Origin of the sequence: Acinetobacter sp. C15, from assembly GCF_013420645.1 — a bacterium.
Classification (GTDB): Bacteria; Pseudomonadota; Gammaproteobacteria; order Pseudomonadales; family Moraxellaceae; genus Acinetobacter; species Acinetobacter indicus.
Genome location: NZ_VOXR01000004.1, coordinates 113,422 through 126,890 on the forward strand (window position 1 = coordinate 113,422; position 13,469 = coordinate 126,890).

Annotated in this window: 8 protein-coding genes and 1 pseudogene; 5 read left to right on the top strand and 4 right to left on the bottom strand. The window is 49.2% G+C overall.

Annotated elements, in window-relative coordinates; translation table 11 throughout:
• Nucleotides 1-50: 50 nt before the first annotated feature.
• Both FTT63_RS02980 and FTT63_RS02985 read left to right on the top strand, forming a co-directional pair.
• Nucleotides 51-1,331, top strand: a complete 1,281-nt coding sequence (locus FTT63_RS02980; RefSeq protein WP_180191983.1) for a 3-deoxy-D-manno-octulosonic acid transferase — start codon at nucleotides 51-53, stop codon at nucleotides 1,329-1,331.
• Between the two features lie 277 nt (nucleotides 1,332-1,608).
• Nucleotides 1,609-2,319 carry a 16S rRNA (uracil(1498)-N(3))-methyltransferase gene (locus tag FTT63_RS02985; protein WP_163145395.1) on the top strand — a complete coding sequence of 237 codons (711 nt, stop codon included), beginning with the start codon at nucleotides 1,609-1,611 and terminating at the stop codon, nucleotides 2,317-2,319.
• Here FTT63_RS02985 and FTT63_RS02990 read toward each other — a convergent pair.
• Entirely contained in the window at nucleotides 2,305-3,276 is a 972-nt protein-coding gene (locus tag FTT63_RS02990; protein WP_168370793.1) for a mechanosensitive ion channel family protein, read from the bottom strand. The two genes, FTT63_RS02985 and FTT63_RS02990, sit on opposite strands and share 15 nt — an antisense overlap.
• Nucleotides 3,277-3,619: 343 nt before the next feature.
• Between FTT63_RS02990 and acs the strand changes: the two genes are divergently transcribed.
• Complete coding sequence (gene acs, locus FTT63_RS02995; protein ID WP_180088602.1) at nucleotides 3,620-5,563, top strand: acetate--CoA ligase; 1,944 nt, start codon at nucleotides 3,620-3,622, stop codon at nucleotides 5,561-5,563.
• Between the two features lie 168 nt (nucleotides 5,564-5,731).
• Nucleotides 5,732-6,753, top strand: a pseudogene (locus FTT63_RS03000) (hypothetical protein); the annotation flags it as partial.
• Between the two features lie 232 nt (nucleotides 6,754-6,985).
• Here the strand turns inward: FTT63_RS03000 and msuE are convergent.
• Complete coding sequence (msuE, locus tag FTT63_RS03005) at nucleotides 6,986-7,717, bottom strand: FMN reductase (RefSeq protein WP_180191984.1); 732 nt, start codon at nucleotides 7,715-7,717, stop codon at nucleotides 6,986-6,988.
• 375 nt (nucleotides 7,718-8,092) lie between these two features.
• Between msuE and FTT63_RS03010 the strand changes: the two genes are divergently transcribed.
• On the top strand, nucleotides 8,093-8,743 hold the full coding sequence (locus FTT63_RS03010; protein ID WP_005180757.1) for a response regulator transcription factor: 651 nt from the start codon (nucleotides 8,093-8,095) through the stop codon (nucleotides 8,741-8,743).
• A gap of 64 nt (nucleotides 8,744-8,807) precedes the next feature.
• On the opposite strand, the gene FTT63_RS03015 is transcribed toward FTT63_RS03010, so the two are convergent.
• Both FTT63_RS03015 and FTT63_RS03020 read right to left on the bottom strand, forming a co-directional pair.
• Nucleotides 8,808-9,575, bottom strand: a complete 768-nt coding sequence (locus FTT63_RS03015; protein WP_005180752.1) for a hypothetical protein — start codon at nucleotides 9,573-9,575, stop codon at nucleotides 8,808-8,810.
• A 405-nt stretch (nucleotides 9,576-9,980) separates the two neighbouring features.
• Entirely contained in the window at nucleotides 9,981-13,469 is a 3,489-nt protein-coding gene (locus tag FTT63_RS03020; protein WP_180191985.1) for a PAS domain-containing hybrid sensor histidine kinase/response regulator, read from the bottom strand.

The following is a 13,469-nucleotide window of genomic DNA, read 5'->3' on the forward strand; positions in this document are numbered from 1 at the left end:
CGATGTGGCTCTGTTATATTTTGCCGATTCACTCAATTTCGGGGCAACATTTGGCTACTCCTTTTTGGTACAACGCGGCACTGACACTGATCAAGCCTTTATATCAGTCACGTATTCGCAAGCGTGCAGAAAGTCCTGAACAACTACAACAGGAATTGCTTGAGCGTTTTGGTCCGTTTCAGACCCCCAAAAACAAACATGCCATCTGGTTTCATGTGGTTTCGGTTGGAGAAACCAATGCGGCCCAGCCTTTAATTGAGCATTATTTAAAAGCCGGTCATCCGGTGCTGGTCACCAACACCACCAAAACCGGACAGGCACGCGCTAAATCTCTCTTTCTGAAAGCACCGCATGAGGCGCTGTTTCAGGCAGTGTATTTGCCAGCCGACCAGAAACATCTGATTGCCGATTTTTATCAGAAGTATCAGCCGAAATTATTGCTGTTAATGGAAACCGAGCTGTGGCCGAACCTGATTGATCAGGCCCAAAACTTCCATGTGCCGTGCCTGTTGCTGAATGCGCGTCTGTCCGAAAAATCGGCCAAAGGCTATGCCAAAGTCTCCGGCCTGACCCGGGCGATGTTGCAGGGTTTGACGCAGCTGTTGGTGCAAGATCAGGCCTCACATAGCCGCTTTGTAGCACTGGGTGCAGTTGCTGAACAGACTCAGGTGGTGGGTAGTATCAAGTTTGATATTAGTGCGCCGCCGGCCTTTATTGAACAGGCCAACATGTTGCAGCAGGACTGGCAGCTGGCAGGCCGTAAAGTGATCACACTGGCCAGCACCCATGCTCCAGAAGAAAAAGACGTGCTGGCTGCGTTAAAACCAGCCCTGATGGCAGATCCGGCGCTGGTCTGTATTGTGGTACCGCGTCATCCGGAACGTTTTGATGAGGTCTTTCACGTGGCACAGGCTTTGGGTTTGCGTACCCAACGCCGCAGTTTAGGACAAAGTATTGAAGCGAATACCCAAGTCTATCTGGCCGATTCAATGGGCGAAATGTGGCTCTGGTACGGTCTGAGTCAGGCCTGTTATGTCGGTGGTTCTTTAAATGAACCGGGCGGTGGACACAATATTCTGGAGCCGATTGCGCTGCATGTGCCGACCATTCTGGGCAAGAATTATTTTAATTTCCAGACTATTGTCGATGAGTTTCTCGACGCTCAAGCGGTGGAGGTGGTAGAGAATGCTGAACAAGCGGCACAGACCATGCTGGAGATCTTATCGGATTCCTCCAAAGCACTGGCTTTAAATACCGCAGCACAAAAGATTATGCAGCAGAATCAGGGTTCACTGGCAAAGCATATTTCGGTGATTGATCAATATCTTTGATGATATTCTGATGGGTAAAGAAGCTGATTTTCATGGATTTAGGAGATCAGCCTAAAACTGAGCCTTATCTTTATCGATTTAATGTCAGGAACTCTGCTTTCTTTTACTTTTGTTTTGGTAAAAGCAGCAAAACTATTGGTCATCCACAAAACTCGTCATATACCATCTTTTTACAGAGATATCGCTGAACCTAGATAAGGCAAAAGGAGTCCTGTCCCGGACCGTTGTGGATGACGTTTCTGCCTATCCAGTGATGGATTTGTTGAGTTATTTTCTTATGAATATTGTTCTTCTTGATCCTCGCCAAACTGAATCTGAATTGTGGTCGATTAGTTCAACGCGGCAGTTAGCGCATTTGCAACAGCATCTGGATATTCAGGTTGGTGATACCCTGAAAGTTGGGATTCGTGAAGGCAAACGGTATCTCACGGAAATTATCGAAATTACAGACAAAACGGTTCGCCTAAAACCGTTAAAAGAAGAAGCCGTGCCAGCAAAATTGCCAGTGACGTTAATTGTGGCTTTACCACGGCCGAAAGTGCTGCGCCGTTTAATTATGGATGCAGTCACAGTCGGGGTAGAAAAAATTATCCTGATCCATAGCTTTCGGGTCGATAAAAGCTACTGGCAGACGCCATTTTTACAGCAGCTGGAGCATTATATTGAACTGGGGCTGGAGCAGGCCGGCGATACCATTGCACCAAAAGTTGAACTGTACAAACGCTTTAAACCTTTTGTTGAAGATATTTTACCGGGTCTGATCAGCGCCGATTGTCCCGCCTATGTGGCACATCCCTATGCAGAGATGCGCATGCCTGCCGCGATTCAGCATCCCTGTAGCATCGTGATTGGGCCGGAAGGCGGTTTTATTCCTTATGAGGTCGATCTTTTGATACACAACGGCTGCCAGGCAGTAAGTCTGGGCAACCGGATTATCCGTACAGAAACTGTGATTCCGTATGTGCTGGGACGTTTATTTAGCCTCTGAGCTGTCTGCCACCGATGGATCACCGCGATAGACTTTCACTTCCTGCACCGGGTAAGGAATAGAAATGCCCTGTTCGGCAAAGCTTTGAATGACTTCTTCCTGAATTTTACTGATAGATGCCGCGCTATTGGTTTCACTGGTGTTAATCCACCATTGCACGCGTAAATTGACCGAGAAATTGGCCAGTGCATCGACATTGACGCTAAATTCAGGCTGGGTCAGAATGGTCGGGTCACGTTTCAGAATGCACATCACCAGATCTTTGGCTTTCTGGATGTCATCTTCATAACCAATACCGACCACAAATTCGCAGCGGCGGCGTGGAAAGGCAGTATTGACGGTAATGGCGCTGGTATAGACCGTGGCATTGGGAATCACAATGCGGCGACCATCGGCCGAGCGTAAAAAGGTCGCGCGAATCTGGATATCTTCGACCGTACCTTCCAGTCCATTCACCAGAATGCTGTCGCCAATTTTAAAGGGCTCGCTCAGTAAAATCAGTACGCCGGAAAGCAGGTTCTGGAAAATATCCTTAAAGGCAAAGCCAATGGCAACCGAACCAATCCCGAGGGCGCTCATCAGCTGGCTTGGGGTAAAACCAGGAATGGCAATCACCAGACCAATTAAGAAACCGAAGAAGATAATCACCGAACTGCCAACCCGGTTCAGTACCAGCACCAGATTCTGCCGGGTATAACTGCGGTTGGATAAGGTTTTTTTCACAAAAAACTTAAATAACTGGGCAATCAGCCAGAAAATCAGAATCACGCCAAGCGCGATCAGGAAATAGGGCACACGCTCCCAGAAGCCTTCCATGATTTTATCAATAGCAGAATAAGCATCATTGTATTTATGGGTATGTTCAATGACTTTCTGGGTGGTTTTTTCCGTGGCCTGTTGAATCAGCTCGGAAGTTTCTTGGGTGACTTCGCCCAGTTGGGTTTTTTCTTCGGCCACGAATCTGCCAGTCCTCAGCAATAAAATCGTATTTTGCCTGAAATCCGGCCGGATTTTAATAAATATTCTGCAAGCGCGCTGCCGATTTTTGCAAAGTACACTGCGGTTTTGACTGCAAGCGGGTTGTTTTTATAGATAAAGCTACTGCTTTTATACTGAAAAGTACGGCAAAGACATTGAATCTGCTGGTGTATCTGTGCTTAAAATTAAATCAATCGCTACGACCAAAGCATGATTGTAGTGGAGAAAAAATAAGCGTCATACTGCTGATATGCAGAAATAAAAAATGAAGAATGTGGCATACATCTCGTGATGAGATGAGAGAAGATCAAGGAAGTATAATATGAATGAGATCTATCCTGTACCCGAAGAATTTAAGAAAACTGCGCGTACCAACGAGGCAGAATATTTCGAACGTTATCAGCAATCCATTGAACAACCCGACGAGTTCTGGGCCGAGCAGGCCAAGCGTCTGGACTGGATTAAACCGTTTACCCAGGTCAAAAATACCAATTTTGATCCGGACAATTTCAAGATTGAATGGTTTGCCGATGGCCAGCTCAATGTCAGTGCCAACTGTCTGGACCGGCATTTAAAAGAACATCCTTATAAACCGGCAATTATTTGGGAAGGTGACCATCCTTCACGGCATAAAATTATTTCCTACCGTGAGCTGTACGATGAAACCTGCCGCTTTGCCAATGTGCTGAAGAAAAATGGCGTCACCAAAGGCGACCGCGTAGTGCTGTATATGCCAATGGTGTCCGAGGCTGCCATTGCCATGCTGGCCTGTGCCCGGATTGGTGCGGTGCATTGTGTGGTGTTTGGTGGATTCTCTCCAGATTCGCTGGCCAGCCGGATTGAAGACAGCCAGGCCAAACTGGTGATTACTGCGGATTCGGCCATGCGCGGCGGCAAGCCGATTTATTTAAAGGCCAATGTCGATCAGGCCCTTACTGTGGCCGGTACCGAGTCGGTGCAAAACGTGATTGTGGTCCACCGGACCGGTAACCCGATTGAAATGAAAGCCGGGCGTGACCTGTGGTATCACATGGAAATCATGACGGTCAATGAAATTTGCCCGCCTGAGCCAATGAATGCCGAAGACCCGTTATTTATTTTATATACTTCCGGCTCGACCGGTAAGCCGAAAGGGGTGCTGCACACCACCGGCGGTTATCTGACTTATGTCAACAGTACCTTCCGTGAAGTGTTTGATATTAAACAGGATGATGTGTTCTGGTGTACCGCCGATGTCGGCTGGGTGACCGGGCACTCCTATGTAATTTACGGGCCATTATCGAATGGCACCACCACAGTGATGTTTGAAGGGGTGCCGCAATATCCGACCTGGGCGCGCACCGGGCATTTGATTGATAAACACAACGTCACGATTTTATATACCGCACCCACTGCGATTCGCGCCATGATGCGTGAAGGCGACAGCTTTGTACGGGAAAGTGACCGCAGCAGTCTACGTCTGCTTGGTTCGGTTGGTGAACCGATTAACCCGGAAGCCTGGAACTGGTACTACACCGTGGTTGGTGAAAGCCGCTGCCCAATTGTGGATACCTGGTGGCAAACCGAAACCGGTGGGATTCTGATGTCGCCGCTGCCGGGCGCAACGCCACTGAAACCGGGCTCGGCCACGCGTCCGCTGTTTGGGGTACAACCGGCCCTGGTCGATGCTGAAGGTAATGAGCTGGAAGGTGAAGCCGAAGGTAACCTGATTATCAAGGATTCCTGGCCAGGGCAAATGCGCACCATCTGGGGCGATCCGGCTCGCTTTATTGAAGCCTATTTTGCCACCTATCCGGGCAGTTACTTTACCGGAGATGGCGCGCGCCGCGATAAAGATGGCTATTACTGGATTACCGGCCGGGTCGATGATGTCCTGAATATTTCCGGACACCGTCTGGGCACGGCTGAAATTGAAAGTGCGCTGGTGGCACATGATGCAGTGGCCGAAGCCGCGGTGGTGGGCATACCGCATGATATTAAAGGTCAGGGCATTTGTACCTTTGTTACCCTGCAAGCCGGTGTGGAAGAAAGTGATGAGCTGCGTACCGAACTGGTTAACTGGGTACGGAAAATTCTGGGACCGGTGGCCACTCCAGATGCGCTGCATTGGGCACCGGCCTTACCGAAAACCCGTTCCGGTAAAATCATGCGCCGGATCTTGAGAAAAATTGCCGCCAATGAGCTGGATAGTCTGGGCGATACTTCGACTCTGGCGGAACCACAAGTGGTAGATCAGCTGATTGCCACGGTGCAAGCCAGCCGTTAAAAATAAATATTAAGATACCGCCTCTCGCAGGCGGTATTTTTATGCTGAAAGCCGTGTAGCATAGCTGGACACGATGCGAGCACAACAGCCCGCTCCATCCACAGTATTACGATTGATCAAGGATATGATTTTCAGATGAACCCGACTACGACCACTGTTTTAGACCCGCTGGAAATTGCCCGGCAACTGGCCCGCCAGTTTGCCCAGACCGCTGCTGAACGTGACCGGCAGGGCGGTAATCCCAAAGCAGAGCGTGATCTGATTCGCCGTAGCGGTTTGCTGAGTTTATCAATTCCGACAGAATATGGCGGGCAGGGTGCCGCCTGGTCGACTATATTTAAAACGGTCCAGATTTTGGCACAAGCGGACAGCTCCTTGGCGCATGTCTATGCATTTCATCATTTACTGATTGCCACCGTGCAGCTGTTCGCCCAGCCCGCACAATATCAGCACTGGTTGCAACAGACAGTTCAGCAGCAGCTGTTTTGGGGCAATGCCCTGAATCCGCTGGATCGGCGTACCACGGTCACACCGGTTGCAGATTCTGAATATCTGTTTCAGGGCGATAAAAGCTTCTGCTCCGGTTCGGTCGATTCAGACCTGTTGCTCTGTTCCGGTTATGATGCGACCGGCAGGCTTTTGATTGCGGTGATTCCGAGTACCCGGAGTGGTGTCCATTTTCTGGGTGACTGGCACAATATGGGACAGCGGCAGACCGATAGCGGCACGACCCATTTTGAACAGGTGCGTGTTCATCAACATGAATTGCTGCTGAATCCCGGACCGCTAAGTACGCCTTATGCCAGTTTGCGGCCGCTAATTGCACAACTGATTTTTGTGCATCTGTTTTTGGGTGTGGCCGAAGGGGCATTTGAAACAGCGATTCAGAGCGTGCAAGGTCAAAAAGCCTGGTCAAAATCGCGGGTCGAGAAGGCGGTGGATGATCCATTTATTCAACGACATTGCGCCGAGTTTTATTTGCAGCTGGAAAGTGTCCGGCTTTTGGCGGATAAAGCCGTGCAAAGTGTGCAGCAGGCCTGGTGCATCGGGCCACCACTGCCCAGCTGAATCTGGATCGTTTCTGGCGCAATGTGCGTACCCAGACCCTGCATGATCCGGTGGATTATAAATATCAGGAACTGGGCGAATGGGTGCTGACTGGCAAAGTGCCAGATCCCAGTTTTTATTCTTAAGACTTAAACCGCTTCATTCTCATTTCAGTGAGTCAGAGCTTAAAATGAAAAAATCCCTCAAGCCGAGTCTTGAGGGAAAAATAAGGGGCCTGTTGTTGTGTTTATTTGATCCGGCATTGCAGCGATGTTTCGCTGCAAGCTTGCGGACCCAGGCTGCTGCAAGCCTAAATCCGCAGGATCAATGGCCAAGACTACACTCGGAAGAAGAGGATGCCAGCGGGTCAGCAGATTACGCCACTTGAGGTTTGACCTTGTTCTGATGCAGACGCGATTCTGCTGCATCCAGACTAGGTACTGCAGCAGAAGGCAGTACTTCATCCTGCTCAATCTGTTTATTAATGCCCAGGTTCTGGTTGGCCTGCTGGGTTTTACTTTTCACCACTTCGGTGCGCTGGCCTTTGGCCGGTGCCCATTCCAGAATGGGCAGGGCGCGTGCCACAGCCAACGTAATCCGGTCACGCAGGGCCTCGCTATGGATGGTGTATTCCGGGGTAAAGTCACGATCTGTGGCATAGACACCAATAGGCAAAGTCTGCGCCTGAAAGAAGCTGAATAAAGGACGCAGTTGATGTTCAAGCACCAAGGCATGGCGGTCACTACCCCCCGATGCCGCCAGTAATACCGGTACATCTACCAGCGCAGTCTGTTCGACAAAATCAAAGAAATGTTTGAATAGACCGGTAAAGGAGGCGCGATATACCGGTGTACCGACAATTAACGCATCCGCCGCTTCAACGGCAGCCAGATCATCCTGAATGCGTTGTGGCAGTTGATTGCGGTAAATCGCGCTGCCCAGCAAAGGGGCAATTTCACTGAATTTAATAAAATGCACCTGAATCGGGGTGGCTTCGCCCAGTTCATCAATAATGGCTTGTACCAAAGCTTCGGTTTTAGATGGATGATTTAAGCCGCCCGATACTGCGACAATATTGAGTGGTTTGGTTGAATTGAAAACAGACATAGGCTTACCTGAATTGTGGTTGATCTCGGAATGTCTGTTATTAATCAATAGTTGAATTACCCTGTAAAATAAGCAAATACAGAAAAGTTATCTGTTTTTCAGATAACTTTAAAATGAGCAATTAATAACTAAATTTAATGAAATAAATAATTGAAATTTATACTTATATGCGACTCAGATAAGCATCTGAATCAGGCTGATAAATGTTATATCAAAATCAGATTTCCTATCTCAGATTTAAGAAAATGTAAGAAAATATGAATAATCGGACAAAAAATCTCGTTTAAGCCAAAAATAGTTCACTCTTGCATATCCTTAACCGCATTTGTATGGGTAGAATAGGAGCCATTGTGCACAAGATCTCTCACGTCACTTATGAATATTTTAATCGTTGATGATCATCCGCTGTTTCGTCATGCTTTAATTCAGGCTGTACGCTATAGCTTACCGCAAGCTCAAATTCATGAAACTGCTGCAGTCAATGAATTCTATGAACGTTTAGAAAAAGGACCTGAACCTGATCTTGTTCTCCTCGATTTAAATTTGCCAGGCGCTTCGGGTTTCTCGGCGCTGGTGCATGTGCGTGCACAATATCCTTCAATTCCGATTATTGTGGTGTCGGCACATGAAGAAGTGTCGATTATCCAGCGTGCCATTGCGCACGGTGCCATGGGCTATATTCCAAAATCTGCCCATCCAAGCCATATTGGCGAAGCGATTCGTCAGGTGCTGGAAGGGGAAATCTGGTTACCGCCAAACCTGCCGGCCAATGTCAATTTTGACCCGCGTGCTGCCGATGAAACTGCACTGGCAGAGCGGATTCAGTCCTTAACGCCGCAGCAGTTCCGTGTGTTGATGATGGTGGCTGAGGGCTTGCTGAATAAACAGATTGCCTATGAACTGGATGTTTCTGAAGCGACCATTAAGGCACATGTCACGGCGATTTTCCGTAAACTGGGCGTACAAAACCGTACCCAGGCGGTATTGGCGATTAATGCGCTAAATATTGAAGAAAAGAAAATCTAAGTATTGAAAATATATAAAAAGGACATCAAATGATGTCCTTTTTGTTTTGCAGATCGGCTAAGGCTTAAGCCAGACAATCCTGTTTCGGTGTGGCATCGGTACAGAACAGCGGATTCAAAGCGCATTGCAATTCATCAATCTGTTCCTGAGTCACATAGTCCTGAGATTTTAAGTAGTCGGCAATACGGTCATCGCGCAGGCTTAAAAATGCCGGATCATAGACGCCTAAATCGACAAATAGCGCGGCAGTTTCCAGACTGTTAAAACGGTCCAAATAGACATCATTGCCATACATCAGGAAGATATGATCTTCATGGGAATGAATATCCACACCTAAACGCTGTGCCAGTTCATGCGGCGGGGTTTTGATAAACAGTAAATCGGACAGTTCATCAAACTGGCTGGTATCGAGTTCGGTTTTATCGGTTTTGACTTTGCCGAGCCAGGCTTTAAATACCAGGACCGCACCACCGCGCAGCAGCATGCTCCAGATCTGGTGACGGGTGGTGGCACCAAGACAGTCACATTCAGTTTCCAGCGAACGCAGCAGTTTCTGTTCCTGTTCAGACAGTTTTTCAAACAGGCCCAGTCCTTGTGGTTTATAGGCTGCCGGACTAAATACATCAAAATGCAGTTCATCAAAGACCTGTAAGGCCAGCGGTACAGCGGTTTGATAAATGGTATTCAGGGCTTCAATATGCGCATGTTCTAATTTGCTGTGCTGAAACAGGGTTTTCCAGTCGATGGCCGGCAACAGGGCATTGGCGCCATACTGACGGTGAAACTGTTGGTTCTGCTCATGACCTTGCTGTACTGCGCTTGAAAGACTCATCAAAAAACTCCTCTAGGCTGGATGATGATCAGCTCCGGACAGGACGTTCAGGGGCTCATCTCCAGACTAAACACTGATCTTTTCTTTTTAATGTCTTTTTTATGCGCGTATTGCTACATATCAGATATACGACTAAAGTCTAATGTGTATTTTTTAATCAAAAAATAATTTTAAAAATCATAAGATTAAAATTTTGTAACCAGGTATACAGCTGTACACTGAGATTTTTGGTAGCCTTTGCCATAGTAAATAATTCAATGGAATTTTCTGCCAATGGCTGTCAGGCAGATAGCGCCTGTTTTGAGCAGTTTTGCCTAGCGGGCTGCAATAAATCGCCATTTTCAGGCCCAAAATACAAAACCTCTTTGTTACCGAAGCCGCAAAGAGGTTTCAAAATATGTCAGCCTAAGCTGAAATTTTCAGACCGGATAACCAGGCTCGCAAGGAGGCCGGTTTCAGCGGTTTTTTCAGCAACACGATATTCAGCTCTTTTAGACGCTGCGGTAATTCCGGATCCGAATCGGCGGTAATTAATGCCACTGGTACATTTTCCTGACGGTTGGCCAGAATAAAGTCCAGACCGACTTTATTGTTATTTAAATGCTGATCGACCAGCCAGACCTGAATATTTTCCTGCTGGATAATCTCCAGGGCCTGTTCCGGTTCGGTGGCTTTAAAGACCTGATAGCCCCATTTGCCCAATAAGGTCGCCATGCCTTCTAAAATGGTTTCATCATTATCCAGACACAGAATTTTATAGGCCTTGGTTTTCAGCGGTACGGCCTGAACCGGTGCAGCCACGGCTTTAGGTGCATCCACCACCGGTACTTCAATCATGAAGCAGGAGCCCTGTCCGAGAGTGGAATAGACATAGACCGGATAATCCAGCAGGCTGGTCATACGCTGCACAATGGCCAGACCGAGGCCCAGACCCTGTTCACCCCACGGCGAGGTATGGCCGCAACGTTCAAATTCCTGGAACAGTTTAATGCGCTGTTCTTCGGCAATGCCGGGACCGGTATCCCAGACCCCGATGCGGATATGCTGCGGACGCTGTGCAGAACGTAATACCCCGACCACGACTTTGCCTTTGGCGGTATAACGCAGTGCATTGCTGACAAAGTTTTGGATAATCCGGCGAATCCATTGCGGATCGGTGTCAATCCAGAACTGGGCATCATGCACGGCAAACTGGATGCCACGCTGTGCAGCAATGGATTTAAATTGCAGTTCCAGATCACTGAGCAGGTCATGCAGTGGATAAGGCTGACGTTTTGGCTGAATAGTGCCGCCTTCTAAACGGGCAATATCCAGCAGTGCAGACAGCATGCTTTCAGCCCCATGCAGCGCACGATCCAGCTGCTGCAAGGTTTTACGGTCATCATCTGACTGGATGCTTTGCTCCAGCGCGGTACTGAACAGACGGGCTGCGTGCATCGGCTGTAATAGGTCATGACTGGCCGCGGCAATAAAGCGGCTCTTGGACATATTGGCTTTATCGGCCTGTTCGCGCGCCAGCTGCTGTTCGGCCAGGGCATCGGCCAATTGCTGGGTACGGTCTTGTACACGTGCTTCAAGGACAGCTTCATTTTCACGGAAGGCGGTAATATCGGCAAAGGTGGTCACGAAGCCACCGCCTTCAATCGGATTACCGCGCATTTGAATCACGCGGCCATCTTTACGGATACGTTCAAACTCATGCGCACTGCCGACTTTCATCCAGTGAATCCGTTTACGCACGTGTTCTTCCACCGAGCCCGGGCCACATTCGCCGCGCTCGGCGTTATAGCGGATCAGGTCGGCAATTGGACAGCCGACATAGACAATATCTTTTGGATAATCAAACAGTTTCAGATATTGATTGTTCCAGGCCACCAGACACATGTTTTCATCGACCACGCTCACCCCCTGGGTCATGTGGTCGATCATGGTCATGATCAGATTCTGGTTAAAGCGCTGCCATTGGGAGGCCTGGTCAAGAATATTGGCGACCTGACCCAGTGCCAGACCATTGTTGACCATCGCCGTGGTGAGCAGGGTTCGCGCCGATGCCGCGCCAATGGTGCCGGCCAGGTACTGTTCGGTAAAACGCCACCACATGCCGTTGGCATTGCTGTTTTCATTCAGCACCACATTATTCTGTTCACTGAACTGCCGGAAGGCCTGCATGGTTGGCTCATCGCCGGTAATGCGTTTGGCCAGCGTAATCAGGTCACCGACTTTTAAACGCGCCACATCCTGATGCGAATAGCTGACTTCATTGCTGGTGGTGTGCGATGGCAGCGGCTTGGTTTCATAGTAGAAGAAACTTTCAGCCTGAATCTGTTCAGCCACACTCGGGCGGAATATGCGCGATACCCAGACATACAGCAATAGGTTCAGACCAAGTGACCAGACCACACCATGTGTCAGCGGCGCAAATGATTCAAAACCTAACAGCGCTTCCGGACGTAAGCCATTAATGCCAAATGGACCGACGGTTAAATAGTACTGGGTAATCGCTGAGAACTGCTCTGGCAGACTGCGTAAAACTGTTGGCCAGAGCAGGGTATAGGCCCACATGATAAAACCGACAATCAGGCCGGCATAAACACCCTGTTTACTGCCGCCGCGCCAGTACAGCCCGCCAATCAGGGCCGGGGAGAACTGCGCTACCGCACTAAAGGCCAGTAAACCGAAGACCGAAAGCTGGTCAATATCATTAAAGTAATGGAAGAACAGGAAGCCGAGCAGCATCACCGCCAGAATACAGATGCGGCGGGTGAATTTCAGCACCAGTGGCAACCGTTTGTCATGACGCGAAATCAGGCCCGAGCGCCACAGCGCCGGCATGATCAGGTCATTACTGAGCATGATCGACAGCGCCACCGAAGATACCAGCAACATCCCGGTTGAAGCCGAAAAACCACCCAGGAAGGCCAGTAAGGTCAGCCATTCCTGATTATAGCTGAGCGGTAAGGACAGCACGGCGACATCCGGAATCATCAGATATTGCGGCGCGGCATGTAAGGCCCAGCTGGCAATTGGAATAATCGCGATGGTGGTTAAAATCAGATAAACGGCAAACCAGCGCCGTGCCCCGCGAATATGTTTTTCATCGCGTAATTCGACCACCGCCACGTGGAACTGGCGTGGCAAGCAGATAATCGCCAGTGCGGCCAGCAGGGTTTGCACCCAGAAAGTTTCCGGTACGCCCAACAGCTGCACTTCATGGAAGGTCTGGGCCACATCATTGCTGATCTGCTTCAGGTTATCGGCCGATTCAAAGACAAAGAAACCGGCCACACAGAGCAGGGCAAACAGCTTGACGAAAGATTCAAACGCCACCGCCAGCATTAAACCGCCGTGCTGTTCGGTGTTGGCAATTTGCCGGGTGCCAAACAGCATCGCCAGAATTGCCAGCAGCGCGGTTAAAAACAGTACACCATTGGTGGTACTTTCGACATGAGTGGTCTGATCCAGAATTACGGCAGCACTTAAGGCAATTGCGCGTAACTGCAGGGCCAGATAGGGAATAATCGCAATGACTGCCAGAATGGTCACCAGCGAGGCCAGGGCACCACTTTTGCCATATCGCGCTGCCACGAAGTCGGCAATCGAGGAAATGGCATGATGTTGCCGGACCCGGCCCAAACGGCGCCAGATGTCATAGCCAACCGCCACGAACAACAGCGGCCCTAAATAGATCGGCAGGAAGATAATCCCTTCACGCACCGCTGCACCAGTGGCCCCGTAAAAGGTCCAGGATGAACAGTAGACGCCCAAGGTCAGACTGAACAGCAGCATACGACCGCGCGTACTGAGGCGGCTCGCATGTTTTTCACCAAAAAATGCACAAATAAAAAGTAATGCAATATAAAGGGCTAACACCCCGATAATCAGCCAGCTGTTCAT

What these genes read in the sequence shown, in the direction of transcription:
- FTT63_RS02985 (WP_163145395.1), top strand. Translation starts at nt 1,609, where the DNA reads ATGAATATTGTTCTTCTTGATCCTCGCCAAACTGAATCTGAATTGTGG.
- acs (WP_180088602.1), top strand. Translation starts at nt 3,620, where the DNA reads ATGAATGAGATCTATCCTGTACCCGAAGAATTTAAGAAAACTGCGCGT.
- msuE (WP_180191984.1), bottom strand. Translation starts at nt 7,717, where the DNA reads ATGTCTGTTTTCAATTCAACCAAACCACTCAATATTGTCGCAGTATCG.
- FTT63_RS03010 (WP_005180757.1), top strand. Translation starts at nt 8,093, where the DNA reads ATGAATATTTTAATCGTTGATGATCATCCGCTGTTTCGTCATGCTTTA.
- FTT63_RS03015 (WP_005180752.1), bottom strand. Translation starts at nt 9,575, where the DNA reads ATGAGTCTTTCAAGCGCAGTACAGCAAGGTCATGAGCAGAACCAACAG.
- FTT63_RS03020 (WP_180191985.1), bottom strand. Translation starts at nt 13,469, where the DNA reads ATGAACAGCTGGCTGATTATCGGGGTGTTAGCCCTTTATATTGCATTA.